The 24,013-nt window shown below is 72.4% G+C and carries 21 protein-coding genes; 7 read left to right on the top strand and 14 right to left on the bottom strand.

Annotated features, from left to right (window positions below; translation table 11 throughout):
- Positions 1-21: 21 nt before the first annotated feature.
- From K7G60_RS04080 to K7G60_RS04070, 3 genes are all read right to left on the bottom strand, one after another.
- Positions 22-2,055 (bottom strand): ATP-binding SpoIIE family protein phosphatase, encoded by a 2,034-nt coding sequence (locus K7G60_RS04080; RefSeq protein ID WP_225799386.1) that lies wholly within the window; start codon positions 2,053-2,055, stop codon positions 22-24.
- Between the two features lie 311 nt (positions 2,056-2,366).
- On the bottom strand, positions 2,367-3,032 hold the full coding sequence (locus tag K7G60_RS04075) for a DUF402 domain-containing protein (protein WP_225799385.1): 666 nt from the start codon (positions 3,030-3,032) through the stop codon (positions 2,367-2,369).
- Positions 3,033-3,143: 111 nt separating this feature from the next.
- Positions 3,144-4,544, bottom strand: a complete 1,401-nt coding sequence (locus tag K7G60_RS04070; RefSeq protein ID WP_225799384.1) for an aspartate ammonia-lyase — start codon at positions 4,542-4,544, stop codon at positions 3,144-3,146.
- A gap of 106 nt (positions 4,545-4,650) precedes the next feature.
- Between K7G60_RS04070 and K7G60_RS04065 the strand changes: the two genes are divergently transcribed.
- Positions 4,651-6,180, top strand: coding sequence for a ricin-type beta-trefoil lectin domain protein (locus K7G60_RS04065; RefSeq protein ID WP_225799383.1), 1,530 nt, complete (start codon positions 4,651-4,653; stop codon positions 6,178-6,180).
- 87 nt (positions 6,181-6,267) lie between these two features.
- On the opposite strand, the gene K7G60_RS04060 is transcribed toward K7G60_RS04065, so the two are convergent.
- Entirely contained in the window at positions 6,268-6,924 is a 657-nt protein-coding gene (locus K7G60_RS04060) for a lipoprotein (protein ID WP_225799382.1), read from the bottom strand.
- A gap of 116 nt (positions 6,925-7,040) precedes the next feature.
- Between K7G60_RS04060 and K7G60_RS04055 the strand changes: the two genes are divergently transcribed.
- On the top strand, positions 7,041-7,541 hold the full coding sequence (locus tag K7G60_RS04055) for a dirigent protein (protein ID WP_225799381.1): 501 nt from the start codon (positions 7,041-7,043) through the stop codon (positions 7,539-7,541).
- 13 nt (positions 7,542-7,554) lie between these two features.
- Here K7G60_RS04055 and K7G60_RS04050 read toward each other — a convergent pair whose 3' ends face one another.
- The 4 genes from K7G60_RS04050 to K7G60_RS39115 form a co-directional block, all read right to left on the bottom strand.
- A complete protein-coding gene (locus K7G60_RS04050) occupies positions 7,555-8,184 on the bottom strand; it encodes an HAD family acid phosphatase (RefSeq protein ID WP_225799380.1) in 630 nt (209 codons plus the stop codon).
- 177 nt (positions 8,185-8,361) lie between these two features.
- Positions 8,362-10,032: a fumarate hydratase gene (locus K7G60_RS04045; RefSeq protein ID WP_225799379.1), complete on the bottom strand. Its 1,671-nt coding sequence runs from the start codon at positions 10,030-10,032 to the stop codon at positions 8,362-8,364.
- 145 nt (positions 10,033-10,177) lie between these two features.
- On the bottom strand, positions 10,178-12,784 hold the full coding sequence (locus K7G60_RS04040) for a S8 family serine peptidase (RefSeq protein ID WP_225799378.1): 2,607 nt from the start codon (positions 12,782-12,784) through the stop codon (positions 10,178-10,180).
- Positions 12,785-12,923: 139 nt separating this feature from the next.
- Positions 12,924-14,060 carry a helix-turn-helix transcriptional regulator gene (locus K7G60_RS39115; RefSeq protein WP_308080135.1) on the bottom strand — a complete coding sequence of 379 codons (1,137 nt, stop codon included), beginning with the start codon at positions 14,058-14,060 and terminating at the stop codon, positions 12,924-12,926.
- A gap of 244 nt (positions 14,061-14,304) precedes the next feature.
- On the opposite strand from K7G60_RS39115, the gene K7G60_RS04030 reads away from it, so the two are divergent.
- Entirely contained in the window at positions 14,305-15,024 is a 720-nt protein-coding gene (locus tag K7G60_RS04030) for a DUF1707 domain-containing protein (protein WP_225799377.1), read from the top strand.
- A gap of 147 nt (positions 15,025-15,171) precedes the next feature.
- Positions 15,172-15,543: a WhiB family transcriptional regulator gene (locus K7G60_RS04025; RefSeq protein ID WP_030692804.1), complete on the top strand. Its 372-nt coding sequence runs from the start codon at positions 15,172-15,174 to the stop codon at positions 15,541-15,543.
- A gap of 102 nt (positions 15,544-15,645) precedes the next feature.
- Here the strand turns inward: K7G60_RS04025 and glpX are convergent, their stop codons facing one another.
- Positions 15,646-16,680, bottom strand: a complete 1,035-nt coding sequence (gene glpX / locus K7G60_RS04020; protein ID WP_225799376.1) for a class II fructose-bisphosphatase — start codon at positions 16,678-16,680, stop codon at positions 15,646-15,648.
- A gap of 117 nt (positions 16,681-16,797) precedes the next feature.
- Here glpX and K7G60_RS04015 point away from each other — a divergent pair, with 117 nt between their 5' ends.
- Complete coding sequence (locus tag K7G60_RS04015) at positions 16,798-17,331, top strand: DUF4245 domain-containing protein (protein ID WP_225799375.1); 534 nt, start codon at positions 16,798-16,800, stop codon at positions 17,329-17,331.
- Positions 17,332-17,402: 71 nt separating this feature from the next.
- Here K7G60_RS04015 and K7G60_RS04010 read toward each other — a convergent pair whose 3' ends face one another.
- The 4 genes from K7G60_RS04010 to K7G60_RS03995 all read right to left on the bottom strand — a co-directional run bounded on the left by K7G60_RS04010 (position 17,403) and on the right by K7G60_RS03995 (position 21,261).
- Positions 17,403-17,993 (bottom strand): malonic semialdehyde reductase, encoded by a 591-nt coding sequence (locus K7G60_RS04010; protein WP_225799374.1) that lies wholly within the window; start codon positions 17,991-17,993, stop codon positions 17,403-17,405.
- 140 nt (positions 17,994-18,133) lie between these two features.
- Complete coding sequence (locus K7G60_RS04005; RefSeq protein ID WP_225799373.1) at positions 18,134-18,397, bottom strand: exodeoxyribonuclease VII small subunit; 264 nt, start codon at positions 18,395-18,397, stop codon at positions 18,134-18,136.
- Between the two features lie 156 nt (positions 18,398-18,553).
- Positions 18,554-19,771 carry an exodeoxyribonuclease VII large subunit gene (gene xseA / locus K7G60_RS04000; protein WP_225799372.1) on the bottom strand — a complete coding sequence of 406 codons (1,218 nt, stop codon included), beginning with the start codon at positions 19,769-19,771 and terminating at the stop codon, positions 18,554-18,556.
- A gap of 137 nt (positions 19,772-19,908) precedes the next feature.
- On the bottom strand, positions 19,909-21,261 hold the full coding sequence (locus tag K7G60_RS03995) for an APC family permease (protein ID WP_225799371.1): 1,353 nt from the start codon (positions 21,259-21,261) through the stop codon (positions 19,909-19,911).
- Positions 21,262-21,315: 54 nt separating this feature from the next.
- Here K7G60_RS03995 and K7G60_RS03990 point away from each other — a divergent pair, with 54 nt between their 5' ends.
- Both K7G60_RS03990 and ppgK read left to right on the top strand, forming a co-directional pair.
- On the top strand, positions 21,316-22,377 hold the full coding sequence (locus tag K7G60_RS03990) for a 4-hydroxy-3-methylbut-2-enyl diphosphate reductase (protein WP_225799370.1): 1,062 nt from the start codon (positions 21,316-21,318) through the stop codon (positions 22,375-22,377).
- A gap of 30 nt (positions 22,378-22,407) precedes the next feature.
- Positions 22,408-23,163: a polyphosphate--glucose phosphotransferase gene (gene ppgK / locus K7G60_RS03985; protein ID WP_225799369.1), complete on the top strand. Its 756-nt coding sequence runs from the start codon at positions 22,408-22,410 to the stop codon at positions 23,161-23,163.
- A 70-nt stretch (positions 23,164-23,233) separates the two neighbouring features.
- Here ppgK and K7G60_RS39110 read toward each other — a convergent pair whose 3' ends face one another.
- Positions 23,234-23,740 (bottom strand): DUF6542 domain-containing protein, encoded by a 507-nt coding sequence (locus K7G60_RS39110; RefSeq protein ID WP_374115584.1) that lies wholly within the window; start codon positions 23,738-23,740, stop codon positions 23,234-23,236.
- Positions 23,741-24,013: the final 273 nt, after the last annotated feature.

Below are 24,013 nucleotides of genomic sequence, written 5' to 3'. Positions count from 1 at the left end.
ACGGGGCGCGGGCGGACGGGCTCAGGTACGGGTCGCCAGCTCGAACCAGACCACCTTGCCGCCCGACAGCCGGGTCGCCCCCCACCGCCGGGCCAGCCGGTTCACCAGGAACAGTCCGCGCCCGCCCTCGTCCGTGTCGCGTGCCCGCCGCTGCCGGGGCAGCTGCGGGGAGTCGTCGCCGACCTCGCAGCGCAGCACGTCCGTCCGCAGCAGCCGCAGGGTCACCGGCCGCTCCGCGTACCGCACGGCGTTCGTCACGACCTCGCTGACCAGCAGCTCGACCGAGTCCGTCAGGTCCTCCAGGTCCCAGCGGGCGAGCGCCCGCCGGGCGAGCCGCCGGGCCCGCCCCGGGGCCGCGTCCTCCGGCTCCAGGAACCAGTACGCCACGTCGCTCGGCGCGATCCCGTCGAAGCGGGCCGCGAGCAGCGCGATGTCGTCGTCCCGGTCGCCCGGGCCCAGCATGTCGAGGACGTCGTCGCAGAGCGCCTCCAGGGGAGGCGAGTGGTCCGGGCCCGTCAGCTGCGCGGTCGCCGCGAGGCGCTCCCGCAGCTGCTCGATCCCGGTCCACACGTCCCGCAGCCGGGACTCGACGAGACCGTCCGTGTAGAGCAGCAGCGTGGCGCCCGCCGGGGCGTCCAGCTCGACCGCCTCGAAGTCCACCCCGCCGACCCCGATCGGGGCGCCGGGCGGCACCCGCAGCACCTCGGCGCGCCCGCCCAGGTGGAGCAGTATCGGCGGCGGATGGCCCGCGTTGGCCACGGTGATCCGGTGCGAGACCGGGTCGTACACCGCGTACATGCAGGTCGCCATGCGGTCCTGGCCGAGCCGCTGCGCCTGCTCGTCCAGGTGGTGCAGGACCTCCTGCGGGGGCAGGTCGAGGCCGGCCAGGGTCTGCGCGGTCGTGCGCAGCTGGCCCATGATCGCCGCCGAGGTCATGGAGTGGCCCATGACGTCGCCGACGACGAGGGCGACCCTGCTGCCCGGCAGCGGGATCGCGTCGTACCAGTCGCCGCCGACCCGGGCCGTCTCGGCCGCCGGCAGGTAGCGCGAGGCCAGCTTGACGCCGGTCGGCTGCGGCAGCGAGTCCGGCAGCATCGTCCGCTGCAGCTCGTCCGCGATGTACGCCTCGCGGCCGTACAGCACGGCCTTGTCGATGCCGAGCGCGGTGTGCGTGGCCAGCTGGGCCGCGACCAGCAGGTCGTTCGGCTCGAAGCCGGCCCGCTCGGGGCGGCGCAGGAACACGGCGGCGCCGATCACCCGCCGCCGGCCGCGCAGCGGCGCGAGGACCGCGCGCAGCCCGCCGGGCAGCGGGTGCTCGGGGCCGAGCAGCTCGGCCAGCGCCGTCCGGGCGGCCGTGGAGTCGCCGAAGACCGGCCGCACCCCGCGCAGCACCTCGGCCAGCGCCCCGCCGGACCGCACCTCGCAGAGTTCGGCCGCGGGGGTCGGATCCGGATCGGGTACGAGGACGAGGTCCTCGCCCTCCAGATCGCTTAACCGCAGCCGGTCGGTGCGCCGCAGCCGCAGCACGAAGGGCGCCACCGGGCGCTCGTCGCCCACCGGCAGCGGGTCGCGCAGGTAGACCAGGATCTCGTCGGAGAAGGTCGGCACGGTGGCCCGGCACAGGCCGAGGACGATCTCGTCCAGGTCGATGCCGCGCGCGATGCGCCGGGTCGCGGCGCCGACGAACCGCAGCCGGTCGCCCTCCCGTCGGGTGGAGGTGTCCCCGCCGCCGGGATGCTGCGGGGAGACCGCGAGGGCCACGGCACCGGGGGTGCCGGGACGGCCCGTACCGCCGGGGTGACTCGTCACGGCGTGGCCCGTGCCGTCGGCCGTGACCGGATGGTCGGTGCCGCCCGTGAGGCCGGGGTGGCCCGTGCCTCCGGCGACGGGCTGCGGGGGCGCGTCCGGGCCCGGGGTCGCGGCGGCCGCCGGGCCGCCCGCCTGGCCGGGCACGTCGGAGGGCAGGGCGGCCGCCTCCTGGCGAGGGCGAGCGCGTTCCTGCGGCCGGGCAGCCAGGGGCTGCCGGCCTTCGTGGGAGGTGGGATGCTCCGTCACGCGTGGGATTCCGTCCGTCCGGGCCGGTGGTGCGATGCACTCGCTCTTCTCGCCGATGCCGCGCCTTCGGCGGGGGTAAACCCCTCGTATGCAGCGGATCTGGACGTTCCGCGAGCTGCGGCAACGGCAGGGGTCGGAACACCCGGGCGCACGTCCGGCACTGCTCTCCCCCTCGTGGGTGACTTCTGGTCAGGTCCTGTGCTGCGGTGAGTCTTTGACGTGGTGTTCGGTCGGTCTGACGTGGTGTTCGGTCCGTCTCTGCCGTGCGGAGGACGATCCTACGTTTGAACCCCGGGGGCGCATCAAGGGTCTCACGGTGCCGTGTGCGCCGGAGTGCGGTCCCAGTCCGCCGGCAGCTCCGGAATCCGCCATGCCGGGTCGGGCCGCCAGTCCTCCCAGCCGTCCGCGAACGGCGTCCCCCACGCCTTGATCCGCTCCACCGCCCGCTCCCCGGCCGCCCGCACCCGGGCGGCCTGCGCCGGGCTCATGAGGCCGGACCGCTGGGCCTGCGCGAACTCGTCCTCGTCCCGCCACAGCCAGCTGCGGTCGGGGTAGACGGAGATGTCGAGGAAGTGGTCCTCGGAGTCGAAGCCGCCGGACCAACGGGCGAGCGGCTCCTCCAGGTTCACGTACCAGCTGCGGAAGCGCCAGCCGCGCTCCCAGAACAGCCACACCGACCACGGCTCGCCGGGCCGCGCCAGCTTCAGCACGCCGCTGCCGAACCAGCGCGCGCGCTCGGTGGTGCGCGGGGCGGTGTAGCGGGTGGCGAGCGGCTCGTCGTGGACGGACGTGCCGTCGGTGAGGACGGGCCGGACGCACTCGGTGCCGGGCGCCATCCAGACCGCGAGCAGCTCGGGCGTGTCCTGGACGACCGTCACCGGTCGGCAGATGTGCACCTCGTCGGTGCCGTTGCCGCGGTAGCGCCAGAGGATGTGCTCCCCCGGCGCCCAGTGCTGAGAGCCGCCCGATCCTGTCATGCGCAGATCTTAGGGGCGCGCTCCCACGACCGCTGCGGTACAGATCACCAAGGAGTCGGCCACCGGTCACGGACGAAACCGCTACCGGCCGGTCGCCACCGGCCGTCTCCGCTACGGCCGCGTCATCCGCAGCACGTCCAGCGCCTCGTCCAGCTGCTCGACCGTGAGGTCGCCCCGCTCGACGTAGCCGGACTCCAGCACCACCTCGCGGATGGTCTTCCGCTCGGCGAGGGACCTCTTGGCGACCTTCGCGGCCTCCTCGTAGCCGATGTACTTGTTCAGCGGGGTGACCACGGACGGGGACGACTCGGCGTACTCGCGGGCGCGTTCGGCGTTGGCGGTCACGCCGTCGACCGTGCGGTCGGCGAGGAGCCGGGAGGCGTTGGCCAGAAGCCGTACGGATTCCAGCAGGTTCTTGGCCATCACCGGGAGCATCACGTTGAGCTCGAAGTTCCCGGCCGCGCCCGCGACCGCGACCGTGGTGTCGTTTCCGGTCACCTGTGCGGCGACCATCAGGACCGCCTCGGGGATCACCGGGTTCACCTTGCCCGGCATGATGGAGGAGCCGGGCTGGAGGTCGGGGAGGTTGATCTCGGCGAGGCCGGTGCGCGGACCGCTGGCCATCCAGCGCAGATCGTTGGCGATCTTGGTGAGGGAGACGGCGATGGTCCGGAGCTGCCCGGACGTCTCCACCAGGCCGTCGCGGGCGCCCTGGGCCTCGAAGTGGTCGCGGGCCTCCGTCAGCGGCAGTCCGGTCGTGCGGGCGACCTCCGCGATGACGGCCGCGGAGAAGCCGGCCGGGGTGTTGATGCCGGTGCCCACCGCCGTACCGCCGAGGGGGAGTTCGGCGAGCCGGGGGAGCGAGGCGCGCAACCGCTCGACGCCGTACCTGACCTGGGCCGCGTAGCCGCCGAACTCCTGGCCCAGGGTGACCGGGGTGGCGTCCATCAGATGCGTACGGCCGGACTTCACCACCGACGCGAATTCGGCCGATTTTCGCTCCAGGGAGGCGGCCAGGTGGTCGAGGGCGGGGATCAGGTCGCGGGTGACGGCGGCGGTGGCCGCGATGTGGATGGAGGAGGGGAAGACGTCGTTCGAGGACTGCGAGGCGTTGACGTGGTCGTTGGGGTGCACCTCGCGGCCCTCGGGGAGCCGCTCGGTGGCGAGGGTGGCGATCACCTCGTTGGTGTTCATGTTGGACGAGGTGCCCGAGCCGGTCTGGAAGACGTCCACGGGGAAGTGCTCGTCCCAGCGGCCCTCGGCGACCTCCTCCGCGGCCGAGACGATCGCCTCCGCGCGGTCCTTCCCGATCACCCCGAGCTCGGCGTTGACCTTGGCGGCGGCGGCCTTGATCCGGGCCAGGGCCTCGATGTGGGCGCGCTCCAGGCGCTGGCCGGAGACCGGGAAGTTCTCCACCGCCCGCTGTGTCTGGGCCCGCCACTTGGCGTGCGCGGGGACCCGCACCTCGCCCATGGAGTCGTGCTCGATGCGGTACCCGTCCGTGTCGTTCATGTTTCTCAACCTCCAATAAAAGATGAGCACTTGTCTTGTTCGACGTATTCCCAAGGCGCGTACCGGCCAGTAAAAACCGTGGGTAACCCCACTTCCAGGAGGCGCAGTGAAGCGCACCAGGTCCAGACTCCGCTGGTCCGTCGCGGCCGTCGCCGCCGCCGCGGCGGCCCTCGGCAGCATGACCGCAGCCGCCCCCGCCGGCGCGGCCGACACGAGCACCGCGGCCGGAATCACCTCCGTACCGCTCTCTCCCGAGCTGGAGGCGATCCGGGCGGCCGAGGCCACCAGGATCTACGGCAGCCCCGAGGAGCGGCCGCTCGCCCAGCGCAAGACCGGCCTGATCTCGCTCGGGGACAGCGAGATCTCCGGCGAGGGCGTCGGCACGTACGAGTCCCCCACCAACGGGCCCACCAACTGGTGCCACCGCTCCCCGGACGCCGCCATCCACCGCACCGGGATCCCCGCGGACCTCACCTTCAACGTGTCCTGCTCCGGCGCGTACACCGGGAACATCCGGATCGGCGGCTCCAAGCAGTACGCCGACGAGCTCGTCCAGAGCGACAACCTCGCCATCAAGGCCCGCAACACCCGGATCAAGATGGTCCTGCTCGTCGCCGGCGCCAACGACGACCTGCAGTTCGGTCCCGTCATGACCGACTGCGTCCAGCGCTACGTGCTCAGCCAGGGCGCCTGCGAGCCCAAGTACGCCCCCGGCTGGCAGGCCCGCGTCGACGGCCTCGTCCCCAAGGTCGAGCAGACCGTCCGCGACCTGAAGACGGTCATGCGCGACGCCGGATACGCCGACGGCGACTACAAGCTCGTCGTCATGGGCTACCCGAGCCCGATCGGCCCCGACTTCCACGACAACCCGAACTTCTCCGGGAAGCTCGCCTGCGGCGGCATGGGCTACGACTCCGACACCAAGTGGGGCCGCAACGCCGCCGTCCCGGCCTTCGAGCGCGGCATGCGCACGGTCGCCGCCGACACGGGGGCGGTCTACCTCGACAACTCGCGGCTCTTCCACGGCCACGAGGTCTGCATGGAGGACACCTGGGCCCGGGGCCTCTACATCGACCTCTCCAAGCCCGGCGGGATCGACGAGAACTCCGTACGCCAGTCCTTCCACCCCAACAAGAGCGGCCACGGCGCCTTCGCCTCCTGTCTGACCCAGCTCTACGACTCCGGTCTGCGCGAGGCGAGCTGCGCCGACGTCAACTCCTCCGGCACCCCGACGCTCTTCCCGCTCGCCTGGGACGACGCGTACAAGCCGCTGAGGAACCAGGCGACCGGCAACTGCCTCGACGTGAACGCCTCCGAGTCGGCCAACGGGACCGCCGTCCTCGGCTGGGACTGCCACGGCGGCCGCAACCAGGGCTGGTGGTACGACTCCGCCCGCGGGACCGTCCACACCCAGCTCACCCAGGACCGCTGCCTGGACGTGCCGGGCGCCGCCTACCAGACCGGCAAGGCGCTCATCGTCTGGAACTGCGGCGGCGCCGCCAACCAGCGGTTCGTCCGCGACGGCGCCACCGTCCGCCCCGCCGCCGCCACCGGCCTCTGCCTCACCCAGGGCGCGGCGAAGGAGCCGATCCGGCTCCAGAACTGCGACGGCTCCGCGAACCAGAAGTTCGCGTAAGGGCCCCGCGCACGCCGTGGCCCCTCGTCCGGTGCGGGACGGGGGGCCACGGTCGCGTCCGGAGCGGCCCGGCGGCCGTGCTCACGCTCAGAGCGCCTTCGCCGTGCTCTTCGCCAGCTCGTAGGCGGGGAGCATCGCGCGGTGCTCGTCGGTGTCGAGACCGCCCAGATGGACGATGACGACCGCGCCCTTCGGGGTGGTGACGGCGAAGGCCCGCTGCTCCTTGGTCTCGTCCGTGAGCTCGCTGTACGTCGTGTACGTGACCTCGGTGGCGGCCAGCGCGCCCGCCCGCGTCTCCCGGTAGGTGACGGCGGAGGGCTCGTCCGCCGCCTTCACGAAGCCTTCGAGGGCGGCCCGGGCCGGGCCCTTCGCCGCCGTCCACACCCGCAGGTGGCCGATGTTCCCGGCGGGCTTGGCGTCGATCTCGCAGCGCATGACGGCCGGCCCCTGCCGGACGAGCTCCGCGAACTCCGGGTCCTCGGGCTCCTCGACCGCCGCGGGCTTCCAGTCCGCCGCCAGCCCGAAGGAGACGGGCAGCACGCAGGCCGTCCCGGGGCCGCCGAGCGTGGCGGCGGCCTCGACGGTGGGGGCGGCGGTCTTCTCCGGGGCGGCCGTGGCGGTGGTCCTCTTCGGGGCGGCCGGGGCGTCGGGCCTCGCGGTCGTCCCGCAGCCGGCGAGCAGCAGGGCGGCCACCAGGGCGACGGCGGCGGTCGTACGGACCGGGAGTGCTCTGTGGGTGGGCATGCCGCCATGATCCCCGACCCGGCGCCCCGGGATTGCGCCGGACGGGCGAATCCCGGGTGGGCACCGGACAATGTGAAGCATGCCGAGGGGGACCCCCATCCCACGGGAGGCGGAACATGACCCGCAGCTTCAGGAGGACCGGCGCGCTCTGCGCCTGTACGGTCGCGGCGGTCGCCTTCGCCGCCGCCGCCCCCGTCTCCGCCGACAACGGGGACGGCTTCGAGTTCACGCTCTACGCCAAGGAGGTCCCGAGCGGGGGAGCCGGTGAGAGCGCGTCACCGCCCAAGATCGGGGACGTCTTCACCGTCGCCGACGACCTGTACAAGACCAAGGGCGGCGACAAGGTCGGCCGTGACGGCGTGACCTGCGCCGTGGTGCGCGTCTCCGGGAACCAGGCCGACGTGAACTGCATCGGCACCTTCGTCCTGAACGGCGGGCCGGGCGGACAGCTCACCGCCCAGGCCCTCGTCACCTTCGACATCACGAACCAGACGCCGGCGGCCTACGACGTGGCCGTCACCGGAGGCACCGGCGACTTCAAGAACGCGCGCGGATACGTCCGCACGACCCCCGACGGGGACTACGAGCGGATGGAGTTCCACATCGACACGCGCTGACCCCCAGGGGCCGTCACGACAACTTGCCGCCGTAGTCCGGGAGCTTGAAGGCGCGCTCGGCGTGGCCGCCGACGAGGTCGGTCGTGTTGTTGCCGATGTTCGCGATGATCGTGTAGCCCTTGGCCTCGATCTCGGCGCGCTTCGCCGTCTTGTACGCGCTGACCTCGCCGAACAGGTCGGGCAGCGAGCGCACGTACAGCCCGTCGACCGGGTACCCCGCCTTCTTCAGGTTCCAGTCCGTCAGGGAGTAGATGATTCCGGGCCGGGCGGTGACGAAGAAGACGGCCACCCCGCGCGCGTGGGCGTCGCGGACGAGTGCGCGCACGTCCGCGATGGCCGGGGTCGGCAGCTCCCAGAACGGGTGGAAGTCCGTCTCCAGGGAGCTGTTGTCGATGTCGAGGACGATGGCCTGCTTCTCGCGGCCGGCGTTCTCGGAACGCGCCTCGACGTACGGGCGCGCCTCGGCGACGACGGCCGCCACGTCGCGGCGCCAGGTCGCGTAGTCGACGTCCGCGAGGGCCGCGGCCGAGGTGACGTGGGTGTCCGGGTCGGCGGCGGAGGCGGCGGGCGCCGGGCCGACGACGAGGAGGGCCGTCAGGCCGAGGGCGGTGGTGGCCGTGGCGGTGGCTTTGACGGAGGGCATGGGGGGCTCCCGAGGGGTCGACCGGCTCAGTGGTTGACATGCTCGCGCCCCATACTGACCAGTAGGCGACGAGAGGGCTACCGGTCGGTAGCGTCTTTCTGAGCGGAGATCGACACCGGCGGACGACGGAGCCCCCCGGTCCGGGGACGGACCGGGGGGCTCCGGAAGCCGTGACGGTCAGCCGAGACCGGGACCGCGCACCGGGATGTGCGTGAAGGTCGGCTCGGGCGCCGGGTTCTGGAAGAAGTCGTTGCCCTTGTCGTCGACGACGATGAAGGCCGGGAAGTCCTCGACCTCGATCTTCCAGACCGCCTCCATGCCGAGCTCCTCGTACTCGACGACCTCGACCTTCTTGATGCAGTCCTGCGCGAGACGGGCCGCCGGGCCGCCGATCGAGCCCAGGTAGAAGCCGCCGTGGCTGCCGCAGGCGTCGGTGACCTGCTTCGAGCGGTTGCCCTTGGCCAGCATGACCTTCGAGCCGCCCGCCGCCTGGAACTGCTCCACGTACGAGTCCATGCGGCCGGCCGTCGTCGGGCCGAAGGAACCGGAGGCGTAGCCCTCGGGGGTCTTGGCGGGACCCGCGTAGTAGACCGGGTGGTCCTTCAGGTACTGCGGCATCTCCTCGCCCGCGTCCAGGCGCTCCTTGATCTTGGCGTGCGCGATGTCGCGCGCCACGACCAGCGGGCCGCTGAGGGACAGCCGGGTCTTGACCGGGTACTTGGTCAGCTCGGCGAGGATCTCGTCCATCGGCTGGTTGAGGTCGATCTTGACGACGTCCTCGTCGGCGGAGAGGTGCTCCTCGGTCGTCTCCGGCAGGAAGCGCGCCGGGTCGGTCTCCAGCTGCTCCAGGAAGACGCCCTCGGCGGTGATCTTCGCGACGGCCTGGCGGTCGGCCGAGCAGGAGACGGCGATCGCGACGGGCAGCGAGGCGCCGTGACGGGGCAGACGGACCACGCGGACGTCGTGGCAGAAGTACTTGCCGCCGAACTGCGCGCCGATGCCGATCTTCTGCGTCAGCTCGAAGACCTTCTCCTCCAGCTCCTTGTCCCGGAAGCCGTGGCCGGTCTCGGCCGAGCCCTCGGTGGGCAGCTCGTCCAGGTAGTGCGCGGAGGCGTACTTCGCGGTCTTGAGCGCGAACTCGGCGCTCGTGCCGCCGACGACGATCGCCAGGTGGTACGGCGGGCAGGCGGCCGTGCCGAGCGAGCGGATCTTCTCCTCCAGGAACTTCATCATGGAGGCCTCGTTCAGGACCGCCTTGGTCTCCTGGTAGAGGAAGGACTTGTTGGCCGAGCCGCCGCCCTTGGCCATGAAGAGGAACTTGTACGCGCCGCCGTCGGTCGCGTACAGCTCGATCTGCGCGGGCAGGTTCGAGCCGGTGTTCTTCTCCTCCCACATGGTGACCGGGGCCATCTGCGAGTAGCGCAGGTTCAGCTTGGTGTAGGCGTCGTAGATGCCCTTCGACAGGGCCTCCTCGTCGCGGCCGGAGGTCAGCACGTTCTGGCCGCGCTTGCCCATGACGATCGCGGTGCCGGTGTCCTGGCACATGGGCAGCACGCCCGCGGCGGCGATGTTCGCGTTCTTCAGGAGGTCGAGCGCGACGAACTTGTCGTTGCTCGACGCCTCCGGGTCGTCGATGATCCGGCGCAGCTGGGCCAGGTGGGCCGGGCGCAGGAAGTGCTGGATGTCGTGGATGGCCTCGGCGGCCAGCTTGTGCAGCGCCTCGGGCTCGACCTTGAGGAACGTACGCCCGTCGGCCTCGAAGGTGGAGACACCTTCGGAGGTCACCAGGCGGTAGGGCGTGGTGTCCTCTCCCAGGGGGAGCAGATCGGAGTACGCAAACTCAGGCATGACGGCGGCCATTCCTCACTCGGCAGACAGCGGCGCGCCGCCTCCGTTGGCGGGCGCGCCCTCCAGCCTAAGACGCGGACGCGGCCCCGATCCTGTGAGGTAAGGCTCACCAGGGACCGGGACCGCGCCGATGTGGAGTGTTCCGCTACGAGACGGTGGCCGTCAGCGCGTACGGGTTCGCCCACAGGGGGGACGTACGGCGGGCCTCCACGACCAGCTCCCACACGCCCGCGGCGGGCTGGGCGTACGTCCGGCTCTTCGGGTCGCAGCCGTAGCCGTCGAGATAGCCGTTGTAGCAGTAGATCGTGCCGGCCGCGGACTTCTCACCGGAGACGCCGGTCGGCCGGAAGGCCCACCAGCGGGTCTGGCTGCCCTCGTCGAGGCCGTCCATCGAGACGGTCAGCGCCTGCGCCCCGGCGGGCACGGCCACCGTGTAGTGGACGGTGCCGTTGCGGTACGTGACGCCGGTGACGGTCAGCGGGGTGCCGCCGACGGCCAGGGGGACGGCGGCCTCGACCGCGAGCATCGCGTGCTGCTCGACGGCCCGGGTGGCCGGGTCGTCCAGGGTGAGGACCGCGGAGTGGACGCCCTGCGAGCCCGGCTTCGCCGTGACCTCCAGCGTGGTCGGCACGCCCTTGGCGAGCACCACGGAAGCCGGTACGGAGAAGGTGCCGTCGCCGCCCTTCAGCCCGGTCCCGTACGTGACGGGGCCCTCGGCGCCGGTGGTGCGGGTCACCGTCAGCCGGTACGTCCGCTCCTCGCCGACCGCCTGGCCGCCCGCGCCGGGGGCACAGCTGTTGAATAGGCCGCTGCCGCGGTGCGGGGTGACGAGCTTTCCGGAGAGCGGGGTGCAGACGGGCGCGGAGACGGTGACCGCGTCGGCCGTGCCGGCCTGCCCCTTGCCGAGCACGGACCAGGCCTTCGGCACGTCGAACTGGCCTCGGCCCTGCGCGACGGCCTCGGCCTTGCCGTTCCAGCCGGCGGTCGAGTAGATGGCGGCGCGCAGCTCGGCGGGCGTGGCGGACGCGCCGGTCTGCTTCGCGGCCGAGAGCAGCAGCGCGCCGGCGCCGGCGGCCTGCGGGGACGACATCGAGGTGCCGTTCATCATCGAGTAGCCGGGCGGCAGCCGGTAGCCGGTCTCCGGGACCGAGGCGGGCGCGATCCAGTCCGGCGTGGTGGAGACGGCCGCACCGGGCGCGGTGATGTCCGGTTTGAAACCGCCGTCCTCGCGCGGGCCGCGCGAGGAGAACGGGAACATGGCGCGCGCGTCCTTCGTCGGCGAGCCGTAGTTCGCCCACCACGTGTCGGAGGAGACGGCCGCGCCGACGCTGACCACCCTGTCGGCCCCGGTCGGGTCGCCGACCGTGTTCGTGCCGGCGCCGGAGTTGCCCGCCGAGATGAAGAGCTGGACGCCGGTGGCGTCGACCAGCCGGTTGTAGACGAGCGCGCGGGCGCTCTGGCCGTCGTTGAGCTCGGGGCTGGAGCCGATCGACATGTTGATCACGTCGACGCCGTACTTCGTGGCGAGGTCGATCATGCCGTCGGTGAGCGCGGCCGAGGAGCAGCCGAAGGAGTGGCACGCCTTCATCGAGACCAGCTTGGCGCCGGGTGCCTGGCCGTCCATGGCGCCGCCGTACATGCCGTTCGCCGCGGTGATGCCGGCGACGTGGGTGCCGTGCGCCTCGGTGATCACGTTGACGTTCACGCCCATGGTGGTGGCGTTGATCTTCTTCCACTGCACGGTGAAGGGGACGCGCTCGTTCAGCGGCGTCGCCGGGTCGTCGGTGCCGAGGTACCCGATCTGACGGCCCTCGCCGAACCGGCGCATCGCCTCCTCGTCGGTGAAGTCGAAGTCGCCGTCCGTGTCGACCCAGATCGCGCCGTCCGAGTCGCGGAAGAGGACGCCGATCTTCTTCTGCTCGCCCCCCGGCATCACCAGCGCGCGGTTCTGCACCCGCAGGTCGGAGTCGAGCGGCGCGGTCCAGGCCTGGCCGTCGGGGGTGAGGACGGTCGGACCGGCCTGGTGCTTGCCCAGCAGGAACCAGCTGGAGTCGAAGAGCAGGTCGATGAAGTTGTTCGGATCGGTGCCGGTGACCGTCTCGACCAGCTTGTCCTCGCCGGTCGTGGTCTTCGCGAGCGCCGGGTGGGTCGGGTCGACGCCCGTGTCCATGACGCCGATGGTGACCCCGCGCCCGTCGAAGGCCGGGTGCTCCGCCTTGAAGGCGGTCGAGCCGGTCTCGCGGGTCGGCATGTACGGGTTGTCGTCCGGGGTGGTGGCCGAGGGGGCCTGGGGGAGGACCGCGCCCGGCTTCGGCTCGGCGGCGAGCCCGCCGTCGGCGCGGGTGTCCTCGACCTCCAGCAGCTCGTCGAGGTCGACGGCGACGACGGATTCGAGGGCCGCGACCCGCTCGACGAGGTCGAAGGGGACGTTGGCCTTGAGGTAGCCGACGGACGCCTCGGTACGGCTCGTCCCGACGCCCAGCTCGGCGAGGGCCCGTTCCGCCTCGGCGGTACGGCCGTCGGCGACGGCGATCAGGAGGGTGGCGAAGTCGGGTGTGGCGACGCCCGTGGCGAGGCGCCGGGCGGAGTCGTGCTGCCGCTCGTACCGGTCGAGCAGGGCACGGTCGTGGGCGCCCAGCTTGTCGACCGGGGTGGGGTCGGCCTCGGCCGCGGCGGGGCGCGCGGTGAGGGCGAGGGAGGCGGCGGCGAGCGCGAGGGCGGTGGGTATCGCGAGGGATCTGCGACGGGACATGGTGTCCTTCCGGCGTCCTGGGGTGCGAACGCCGGACACGTTGCCATGGCCTCCGGGCCCCAACAGGGCCTGTGCAATGGCGGTTTGACGACGTGTCGTAAAGGCGACACGACGGCCCCGGGCCCTGCTTCCGGACGTTTCAGAGCCAGTGGTGGCGGGCGGCGTGCCAGCCGAGCTGGAGCCGGCTGCGCGCGCCGGCGAGGGCGAGCAGCCGCCGCACCCGGCGCTGCACGGTCCGCTCGGACACGCCGAGCTGGGATCCGATCGCCTGGTCCGTGTAGCCGTTGAGGAGGAGGGTGAGGAGCCGGCGGTCGTGGGCCGTCAGGGGGCCGTCCACGGCGGCGGCGAGCGCGGCCGGGACCGGCAGGGCGCTGTCCCAGACGCGGTCGAAGATCCAGCCGAGGGCGTCGAGGAGCGGCCGGGACCTCAGCACGGTCGCGGTGGGAACGGCGCCCTCCCCGTCGCCTTCCGGGTTTCGCGGCTCACCCGGGCCGTCTTCCGGGCCGTCTTCCGGGCCGGCGGCCGCGAGGGGGACGACGAGGGCCGTGGCACGGTCGACGAGCACCAGCTTCAGGGGCAACCCGAACGCGACCCGCATCTCCTCGCCGAGCGAGGCCCAGTGCTCCAGGAGCGGCGGCGTGTCGGAGTCGGTGAGGGCGAGCGCGTCCCGCTCGTACACCACGCGGTAGCGCACCCCCGCCCGCATCGCCTCCCGCTGGCCGGAGTTGGCGGCGGCGGGCACGGCGACCACCGGCCCGGCGGCCAGGGCGAGGATCTCCCGGCGGGCGGTGCGCTGGAGCCCCCTGTACCGCGCGGCGATGGCCCGGGCGCCGGTGACCAGCTCGACGTCGGGGGCGTCCGGGGCGGCGGCCGGGTGAGCCGTACGGGTGGGGTCGGCGAGCGCGGCGCGCTGCGCCTCGCGGATCTCGTCGAGGCGACGCAGGACGAGGCCCTGGAAGGCGGCGAGTTCGACCGGGGCCGTTCCAGGCTCGCAGAGCCGGCCTGATCCGCCCGGCTCGTCGGGCCCGGCGGAACCGGCGGGGCGGGCAAGCCGGCCTGATCCGCCCGGCTCGTCGGGCCCGCCTGCTCGGCCAGGCTCGTCGGGCCGGCCTGATCCACCCGATTCGCCGGGCCCGCCTGATCCGCCGGGCTCGTGAGGCCTCTCCGTTCCCGACCCGTCGGGCCGGCCTGATCCACCCGGCTTGCCCGCCCCGCCGGTTCCGCCAGGCCGGCGGGGCCCGTCCGACATGCCCGGTGTGCCAGTCGATTCCGCCACGCCCGTCACGTCAACCCCTCCCGCCGGCCCCAGCCGTGCTCACGCACGGTGTCCACACCCTGACAGAAGTGGTGGCGGGCCGGGACGTGCGGAAAGCGGCGGTTTTCCGCCGTGGCTTCAATCCGCCACTCGGCCCTTCCGGTTCACCTCCCGGGAGCCCTGGCGTCCCTCAGGGATCCCCTAGGGGGTCCGCCCGGGGCGTTCCCTCTGGTCGCGATCTATCGCGTGTCGCTACGCTGGTTCCGTGGACCTCGAAAAGCAGCCCGAACCCGAGAAGCAGCCGCGGCCGCAGCGGCCGGCCGCCCCCGCCGAGCCCGCTCTCGCCGGGCCTGCCTTCGCCGATCCGCAGGGCTCGCTGCGGGCCTCGGACGCGGACCGGGACCGGATCGCCGACATCCTCCGGGACGCCCTGGCCGAGGGCCGGCTGGACGCCGAGGAGCACTCGGACCGGATCGACGCGGTCTACCGGGCCAAGACCGTCGGCGAGTTGGAGCCGATCGTCCGCGACCTGCCGGGCGCCCGCACCGGCCGGGACGCCGAGCCGGCCTTCGCCCACGGCCCCGACGGCTCCGAGGGCCCCGCGGACAACCTCGTCGCGATCTTCTCCAGCACGACCCGCAAGGGCCGCTGGCGGGTGAGCCGCCGGACGAACGCCTTCGCGCTCTTCGGGAGCGTCGAGGTGGACCTGACCGAGGCGATCTTCGCCCAGCGGCTGACCACCATCAACGCCACCTCCATCTTCGGGAACGTCGAGGTCCGGGTCCCGGAGAACATCAGCCTGCGCGGCAGCGGCAGCGGCGTCTTCGGGAACTTCGAGGTCGTGACCCTGGAAGGGGTCGACCCGCAGGCGCCGGTCGTCGTCGTCAACGGCTACTCGGTCTTCGGGAACGTCGAGGCCAAGCCCAAGCGCGGAAAGTGGATCACCGACCTCCAGGGCAGGCTCCGCAAGCACCTCGGGCACTGAGGATCCGGGACCGCCCGGAGGTGACCGGAATTCGCCCTCGGGTATCCGCAGTGCGGAACGGCGGGGCACGCAGTGCATAGGCGCGCGCACAGCGGGTAGGGCTGGTGCATCGCCGCTCGCTCGCGAAGCCGTCGTCAGGAGTAGACCGTGCTGCAACTGCCGCATCAGCCCCTCCAGGTCGCCGCCGTGCCCCCTCAGCGCGCCCCTGCCCGGGAGGACGAGGCCGGTCCATGGCACGCGGAGGCGGTGTGCCGCCGGGACGAGGCAGGGCTCTTCTTCGCCCCGTCCAAGGAGCCGACCGCCGCACGGCTCGCCCGCGAGGAGGCGGCCAAGAGGGTCTGCGCGCGCTGTCCCGTGATGGTCGAGTGCCGGGAGCACGCACTGCTCCAGCCCGAGCCTTACGGCGTGTGGGGCGGGCTCACGGCGGCGGAGCGCCGCGTCGTCCTCGCCCGGCGCCGGCGGCGCGAGGTGGAGCTGCGGAAGGCGGCGGCGACCGAGCGGATCGCCCAGGCGGGCTGACGGGCCCACGGAGACCCGCCCCCGGTCCGTACGGGAAGGGGCGCCCCCACCGCACATGGGGGCGCCCCTCTTCGTACGGCCGGTTCCCGGCCGGCCGGCCGGCTACTTCGCCCGGTCGAAGTCGATCTGGCTGTACGCGCGCAGCTTCGAGAGCCGGTGCGTCGAGTCGATCTGGCGGATCGTGCCGGACTTCGAGCGCATGACCAGCGACTGCGTGGTGGCCGTCTCGGCGCGGTAGCGCACCCCGCGCAGCAGCTCGCCGTCGGTGATGCCGGTCGCGACGAAGAACACGTTGTCGCCGCTGACCAGGTCGTTCGTGGAGAGCACGCGGTCCAGGTCGTGGCCGGCGTCCAGGGCCTTCTGGCGCTCGGCCTCGTCCTTGGGCCACAGCTTGCCCTGGATCACGCCGCCGAGGCACTTGATGGCGCAGGCGGAGATGATGCCCTCGGGCGTGCCGCCGATGCCCATGAGCATGTCGACGCCGGTGCCCTCGCGGACGGCCATGATCGAGCCGGCGACGTCGCCGTCCGAGATGAACTTGATCCGGGCGCCGGTCTCGCGGATCTCCTTGACGATGCCCTCGTGGCGCGGGCGGTCCAGGATGACGACCGTGATGTCCTCGGGGGAGGAGCTCTTCGCCTTCGCGACCCGGCGGATGTTGACCGAGACGGGGGCGTTGATGTCGACGAAGTCGGCGGCCTCCGGGCCGGTGACCAGCTTGTCCATGTAGAAGACCGCGGACGGGTCGAACATGGTGCCGCGGTCGGCGGCGGCCAGGACGGCGATCGCGTTCGGCATGCCCTTGGCGTTGAGCGTGGTGCCGTCGATCGGGTCGACCGCGATGTCGACCTCGGCGCCGGTGCCGTCGCCGACCCGCTCGCCGTTGAAGAGCATGGGGGCTTCGTCCTTCTCGCCCTCGCCGATGACGACGACGCCGTTCATCGAGACGGTGGAGATCAGGGTCCGCATGGCGTTGACCGCCGCCCCGTCCGCGCCGATCTTGTCGCCGCGGCCGACCCAGCGGCCGGCGGCCATGGCGGCGGCCTCCGTGACGCGGACCAGCTCCAGGGCGAGGTTGCGGTCGGGGGCCTCGGGAGAAACGACAAGCTCGGGCGGAAGGTGGTGGTGCTCGGTCATCGGAGCGCACCTTTCTGTACGGCGACGGCCGGGAAAAAGAGGGTGATGCGACTCTATCGGTACGTCGACAAAATGAGCAGAGGGCCCCACGTATGAGCAGGACACCATGATGCGACCATGGTGGGCGTGGCAGGTATGCGAGGTAGGCAGACGGTACGCGGGATGTTCCAGTCCCTCGGGGTGATCATGGTCGCCGCGGGCGTGATGTATCTCTTCATCCCGCACGACGAGAGCGCCGAACCGATCAAGGCGAAGGACTACCGGGTCGAGCTCCTCACGGCCCAGCGGGTGGCGCCCTATCCGGTGCTGGCCCCCGAGGGCCTGGGCGAGGGATGGAAGGCGACGGTCGTCTCGTACAAGCGCGAGAAGAGCGACGCCTGGCAGCTCGGTTTCATCTCCCCGGACACCCAGTACGTGGCCGTCAACCAGTCGACGGCGGAGCCGGGGAAGTTCGTGCCCGAGGTGACCCGGAAGGCGAAGAACACCGGGAAGACCCAGACGGTGGCCGGGCGGGTCTGGCAGCGCTGGGAGGGACCGAAGTACGACGCGCTGGTCCGTACGGAGAACGGCGCGACGACCGTGGTGGCCGGCACGGCCTCCTTCGAGCGGCTGGCCGAGATGGCCGGCTCGCTCCAGGCGAAGAAGGCCTGAGACGCGAGGAAGGGCCCCGCACTCGTGGAGTGCGGGGCCCTTCCGTGTGCCGTTCCCGTGTGCCGTCAGGCTCAGACGGTGGTGACGACCTCGTCGTACGAGAGGCGAGGGGAGCGCGGGAACCAGGCGTCCTCGCCCGGCTTGCCGATGTTGACGACCATCAGCGGGGTGTGGTCGTCGTCCAGGAACTCCTTCTGGACACCGGCGAAGTCCAGGCCGGTCATCGGGCCGGCGGCCAGGCCGGCGGCGCGGACGCCCACGATGAAGTACGCGGCCTGGAGGGCGGCGTTCAGCAGCGCGGAGCCCTCACGGACCGGACGCTCGGAGAAGAACATGTCCTTGGCCTGCGGGAAGTGCGGGAGCAGCGCCGGCAGGTCCTCGTGGAACTCGTTGTCGGCCGAGAGGATCGCGACCAGCGGGGCGGCGGCGGTCTTGGCCTGGTTGCCCTCGGCCATGTGCTTCACCAGGCGCTCGCGGGCCTCGGGGGAGCGGACCAGGGTGATGCGCAGCGGGGTCTGGTTGAAGGCGGTGGGGCCGTACTTCACCAGGTCGTAGATCGCCTGGACCTGCTCGTCGGTCACCGGCTCGTCGGTGAACGTGTTGGCGGTACGGGCCTCACGGAAGAGGAGGTCCTGGGCGACGGCGTCGAGGGCGAGAGACATGCTGCGTACCTTCCGAACTGCAAGGGGGGTTCGCTCGTACAAGATTCAAGCGATGTCTCGACAGTACGCCCGCAATTGATGAAAATTCAACTAATACATCCGGATAGTGATCCGTTTCACTCGGAGTCTACATGCGGGGCCTACTCGTCCCCGTCCTCCTCCGCGTCCGCCTCGGCCGCGCGCTCCGCAGCCAGCGAGGCGTCGAGCCGGGCCCGCGCCCCCTCCAGACGGCGCCGGCACACCTTCGCCAGCTCCTCGCCCCGCTCCCAGAGCGCCAGGGACTCCTCCAGGGACGTCCCGCCCGCCTCCAGGCGCCGGACGACCTCGATCAGCTCGTCCCGCGCCTGCTCGTAACCGAGGGCCTCCTCTTCCGTGCCCGCGTCCGTGCTCGTACCCACTGCCATGTGCTGCTCCATCCGCCGTGTCCGGTCGTTCTTCCTCGGCTGTCGTGTCGACAAGCCGTGTCGTCTCGTTCAGGGGGCGCCGCTCGGGCCGCCGCTCGAAGGGCCCCGATGAGGGCCTCCGCTCAGGGCTTCCCCTCAGGGGCCCGCCCCAGGCCCTCAGGCCGGGTCGGGCACGCGGCGCACCGTGAACTCGCCCTCGGCGACCCGGGCCCGCAGCTCCTCGCCCTCCGCGGCCTCCTCGGGGGAGCGGACCACCGTCCCGTCCGCCCGCTGGAGCACCGCGTACCCCCGCTCCATCGTCGCGGCGGGCGACAGCGCCCGGACCCGCGCCCGCGTGTGCGAGAGCTCCGAGTCCGCCCGGTCCAGCAGGTGCCCGAGGACCCGCCGGCTCCGGGCCAGGAGCGCCGCCACCTCCTCCTCGCGCACCTCCACCATGCGCTGCGGGTGCTCCATCACGGGCCGCGCGAGGGCGTGCGCCAGGCCGCGCTCCTCCCGGTCCAGGAGCCCCTGCACGGTCCGCAGCGCCCGGTCCCGCAGCCCGCGCACCCGGTCCAGCTCCTCTCCGACGTCCGGGACGACCTTCTTGGCCGCGTCCGTCGGCGTCGAGGCGCGCAGATCGGCCACCAGGTCGAGCAGCGGAGAGTCCGGCTCGTGCCCGATCGCGGACACCACCGGCGTACGGCAGTCGGCCACCGTCCGGATCAGCTGCTCGTCCGAGAACGGCAGCAGGTCCTCGACGCTGCCGCCGCCCCGGGCCACGATGATCACGTCCACGTCCTCGTGCGCGTCCAGCTCCCTGACCGCCTGGACGACCTGCGGGACCGCCTTCACGCCCTGCACCGCGACGTTCCGCACCTCGAAGCGGACGGCCGGCCAGCGACGGCGCGCGTTCTCCAGGACGTCCCGCTCGGCCGCCGAGGCGCGCCCGCAGACCAGGCCCACGAGGTGCGGCAGGAACGGCAGCGGCTTCTTCCGGTCGAGGGCGAACAGCCCCTCCGAGGCCAGGCTCCGCTTCAGCTGTTCGAGCCGGGCGAGCAGCTCGCCGATCCCGACCGGCTTGATCGCCGCCGCCCGCAGCGACAGCTGCCCGCGCGGCGCGTACCACTCGGGCTTGGCGTGCACGACGACCCTGGCGCCCTCCGAGACGACGTCCGCGACCGCGTCGAAGACCTGGCGGTAGCAGGTGACGCTGACGGAGATGTCGTGCGAGGGATCCCGCAGCGTCAGGAAGACGACCCCGGCGCCGGGGCGCCGCGACAGCTGAGTGATCTGCCCCTCGACCCAGATCGCCCCGAGCCGGTCGATCCACCCCCCGATGAGCCGGGAGACCTCACCGACGGGAAGCGGTGCTTCGGCGGACGTAGTCAGAGCCATGGACCGAGCGTAACCGCGCGGTACGACAACGTCAGGGGCGCGCGGGGCGGCCAGGCCCGCCCGGGGAGCCCCGAGCGGCGTCACGCGCGCGTGGAGACGGTCCCCGCGCGGAGACGGCCCCGCGCGCGGCGCGAGGTCTACGCGCGCGTGTCCGTCCTCGTCGCGCCCTGGACGGCGAGGACGACGAGACCCACCCCCAGCCACACCACGCCCACCACCTGCGCGGCGGCCGAGGCCTCGACGATCACCGCGATCAGGATCGCCGCACCGACCACCGGAAGCACGACGTGCTTCAGCCAGTGCGGCGGCCCCTCCGCCCGCCGCACGGCGAACCAGCCCACCACGCTCGCGTGCAGCAGGACGAAGGCGGTCAGCGCGCCCACGTCGACCACCGAGACCAGGTGGTCGAGCCCGTCGTCCCGGCGCGCCGCCCACACCGCCGCGATCATCGTCACGGTCGCGGCCACCAGCAGCGCCACCCGGGGGACGCCGCCGTCGGTGCGGCCGAGCAGGTGCGGAAGGCGCCGGTCGCGGCCCATCGCGAACAGCAGCCTGCCGCCCGCCGCCTGCCCCGCGAGCGCCGCGAAGGCCGCGCCGATCGCCTTCGAGACGGCCACCAGGTCGTGCAGCCAGTCGCCGACCGAGGTGTCCACCGCGTCGTAGAAGGCCGAACCCTGCCTGGCCGGGTCGGCGGCGAGCTCGGCCGAGGAGACCGGTTCGAGGAGCGCCACCAGCCAGGTCTGGGCCACGAAGAGGACGCCCGCCAGCCCCAGGCAGAACAGCACCGCCCGCGCCACCTTCCGTGAGCCGCCCGTGACCTCCTCCGCGAAGGAGGCGATCGCGTCGAAGCCCAGGTACGACAGGACGGCCACCGACACCGCGCCCACCACCGCGGCGAGCGAGAACGAGCCGTCACCGGTGAGCGGCGACCACCCGTCGCGCAGCGCCCCGTCCCGTACGAGCACCACCACCGCCGACACGACGAAGACCAGCAGGACGACGATCTCCATCGCGAGCACCGCGAAGCCCACCCGGGCCGCCGCACGCACGCCCCACAGGTTCAGCAGCGTGGTGACCACCACGGCGATCCCGGTCCACACCCACCGGTCCACCTCCGGGACCAGCGCCTCCATCGCGATGCCGGCGAAGAGGTAGGCGACGGCCGGGATCAGCAGGTAGTCGAGCATCGCCATCCATCCGGCGATGAACCCCGGCCCCTCCCCGAGGCCCTTGCGCGCGTACGTGAAGACGGAACCGGCCTGCGGCGCGACCCGCACCATCTGGGCGTAGCTGAACGCCGTGAACGCCATGGCGACGGTCGCCACGACGTACACCAGTGCGACGGCGCCGTGCGACTTCGCGTCGAGGGTCCCGAAGACGCCGACCGGTGCCATGGGGGCGATGAACAGCAGTCCGTACACGACAAGGTCCCGGAATCCGAGATTCCGCCGGAGCTCCTCGTGGTCCGCCACCTGCGCCTCCTGAGCCATGGCGCCAGTTTCGGCCACGGCGCCGCTCCAACCGCTCACCGACGCGGCCTTACGATGGGACGCATGACTGCAACGCCCGCGCCGACGCCCGATGCCGCCTCCGCGACGAACCGCCCGAAGCGTGTCCTGCTCGCCGCTCCCCGCGGCTACTGCGCGGGCGTGGACCGTGCCGTGATCGCCGTCGAGAAGGCCCTGGAGCAGTACGGGGCCCCGATCTACGTCCGGCACGAGATCGTCCACAACAAGTACGTGGTCCAGACGCTGGAGCGGAAGGGCGCGATCTTCGTCGACCAGGCGACCGAGGTGCCGCCCGGCAACATCGTGATGTTCTCCGCGCACGGCGTCGCCCCCACCGTCCACGAGGAGGCCCGCCAGGGCCGGCTCGCGACCATCGACGCCACCTGCCCGCTGGTCACCAAGGTCCACAAGGAAGCCGTCCGCTTCGCCAAGGAGGACTTCGACATCCTCCTCATCGGCCACGAGGGCCACGAGGAGGTCATCGGCACCTCCGGCGAGGCCCCCGACCACATCCAGCTGGTCGACGGCCCCGAGGACGTGGCCAAGGTCGAGGTCCGCGACCCCTCCCGGGTCGTCTGGCTCTCCCAGACCACGCTCTCCGTCGACGAGACGATGGAGACGGTCGACGCGCTGAAGCAGAAGTTCCCGCAGCTGATCTCCCCGCCGTCCGACGACATCTGCTACGCCACGCAGAACCGCCAGACCGCCATCAAGGAGCTCGCCGGCCAGGCCGAGCTGGTGATCGTCGTCGGCTCGAAGAACTCCTCCAACTCGATCCGCATGGTCGAGGTCGCCAAGCAGGCCGGCGTCCCCGCCGCGTACCTGGTCGACTTCGCCAGCGAGATCGACGAGGCCTGGCTGGAGGGCGTGACCAGCGTCGGCCTCTCCTCCGGCGCCTCCGTCCCGGACGTCCTGGTGCAGGAGGTCCTGGAGTGGCTCGCCGAGCGCGGCTACGCGGACGTGGAGATCGTCAAGACGGCGGACGAGTCCCTGACCTTCTCGCTGCCCAAGGAGCTCCGCAACAAGGACCTCCGGGCCGAGGCCGAGAGGCTCGCGGCGGCCGCGCCCGCCGCGTCCGCCGCGTCCGTCGAGGAGTAGCGCGGCGCGCCTGCCCTTACCGTGGGGTCCATGAACGTCTTCGGAGTGGACATCGGCGGCTCGGGCATCAAGGGCGCCCCCGTGGACCTGGAGCACGGAGCGCTCGCCGAGGAGCGCCACAAGGTACTGACCCCGCAGCCCGCCACACCCGACGGTGTGGCGGGCTGCGTCGCGGAGGTCGTGGGGCACTTCGGCTGGACGGGACCGGTGGGCGTGACCTTCCCGGGCGTCGTGACCGGCTCCACCGTCCGCACGGCCGCCAACGTCGACAAGTCCTGGATCGGCGTCGACGCCGGCGCCCTGATCAGCGACCGCCTCGGCGGACTCCCGGTGACCGTCCTGAACGACGCGGACGCGGCCGGGATCGCGGAGATGACCTTCGGCGCGGGCCGGGGCCGCAAGGGCACGGTGATCCTGCTGACCCTCGGCACGGGCATCGGCTCCGCCGTCTTCGTCGACGGCCGGCTCGTCCCCAACACCGAGCTGGGCCACCTGGAGCTCAAGGGGCACGACGCGGAGACCCGGGCCTCGACCAGGGCCAAGGAGGACGAGGGCCTCACCTGGGAGCACTGGGCGACCCGACGGCTGCGCAAGTACCTCGCGCACGTCGAGATGCTCTTCTCGCCCGAGTTGTTCATCATCGGCGGCGGCGTGAGCCGCAAGGCGGACAGGTTCCTGCCGCTGATCGAGGGCATCCGCGCGAAGATCGTCCCGGCGGAGCTGCAGAACAACGCGGGGATCGTGGGGGCGGGGATGGCGGCGGGGACGGCGGCGAGGGTGGTCTGAGGAGCGGGGTGGGGATCCGATATCCGGGATTCGGCAGATCGAATCCCGGATATTGGATCCCGGATCCAAGTCACGCTACGGGCCGACGCCCCGCCGCAGCGGCGGCGCGCTGATGGCGCCGCCCCATGTCCCGCACCTTGCGGACGCTCGCGATGAGGCCGGCGACGAGGGTGCCGCCGTAGAGCCATCCGGCGTGCACGGCGAGGGCGGTCACGACGGCCATGGCCTGGCCGCCGAAGCCGCCCGTGCCGCCCGCGATGGGGACGATGCCGACGGCGAAGGCGATGGGGACGCCGATCGGGGCGGTGACCAGGTCGGCGGTCCGGACCCAGAGCGCGGTCAGGGCGCTGACCGGCAGGAACAGCAGCCCGTAGACGACGGGGGAGCCGTCCAGGAGCAGCTGGTCGAGGAGGCCGAGGGTCAGCATGACGGCGGAGGCGAAGAGCCCGGCGCCGAGTCCGGTGAGACGGGGCGAGGGGAGCCGGCGCAAGGCCAGGACGACCGGCGGCACGGGCCGGCGCCCGGCGGGCCGCCCGGACGCACGGGCCGGGCCGCCGGCGGCCACGGCCCGCTCCACGCGGGCGCGACCGGGCGCGCGGCCGGCTCTGCCGGTCACGCGGTAGACGGCCGCGCCCTCCACGAGAGCGCCGGGCGGTGCGACCGGCGGCGTGGTGGGGGTCTGCGGCCTTCGGCGGCCTTGCGGCTGACTTGTCCTGTGCTGCTCCACTCGACCAACGTAGGTCGGAAGAGGGCGGGAACCGGGTCCGGGACACGCCCTTTGGGTGACCTTGCCCCCGAGAACGACCGAAGGTCTCCGTCACTGGCCGGTTCGTCCCGCCCGTAAACTGGG

Origin of the sequence: Streptomyces sp. NK15101 (assembly GCF_020400725.1) — a bacterium.
Taxonomy (GTDB): Bacteria; Actinomycetota; Actinomycetes; order Streptomycetales; family Streptomycetaceae; genus Streptomyces.
Note: the sequence above shows the minus strand (reverse complement) of the source record. Positions and strands in the feature narration are given on the sequence as shown.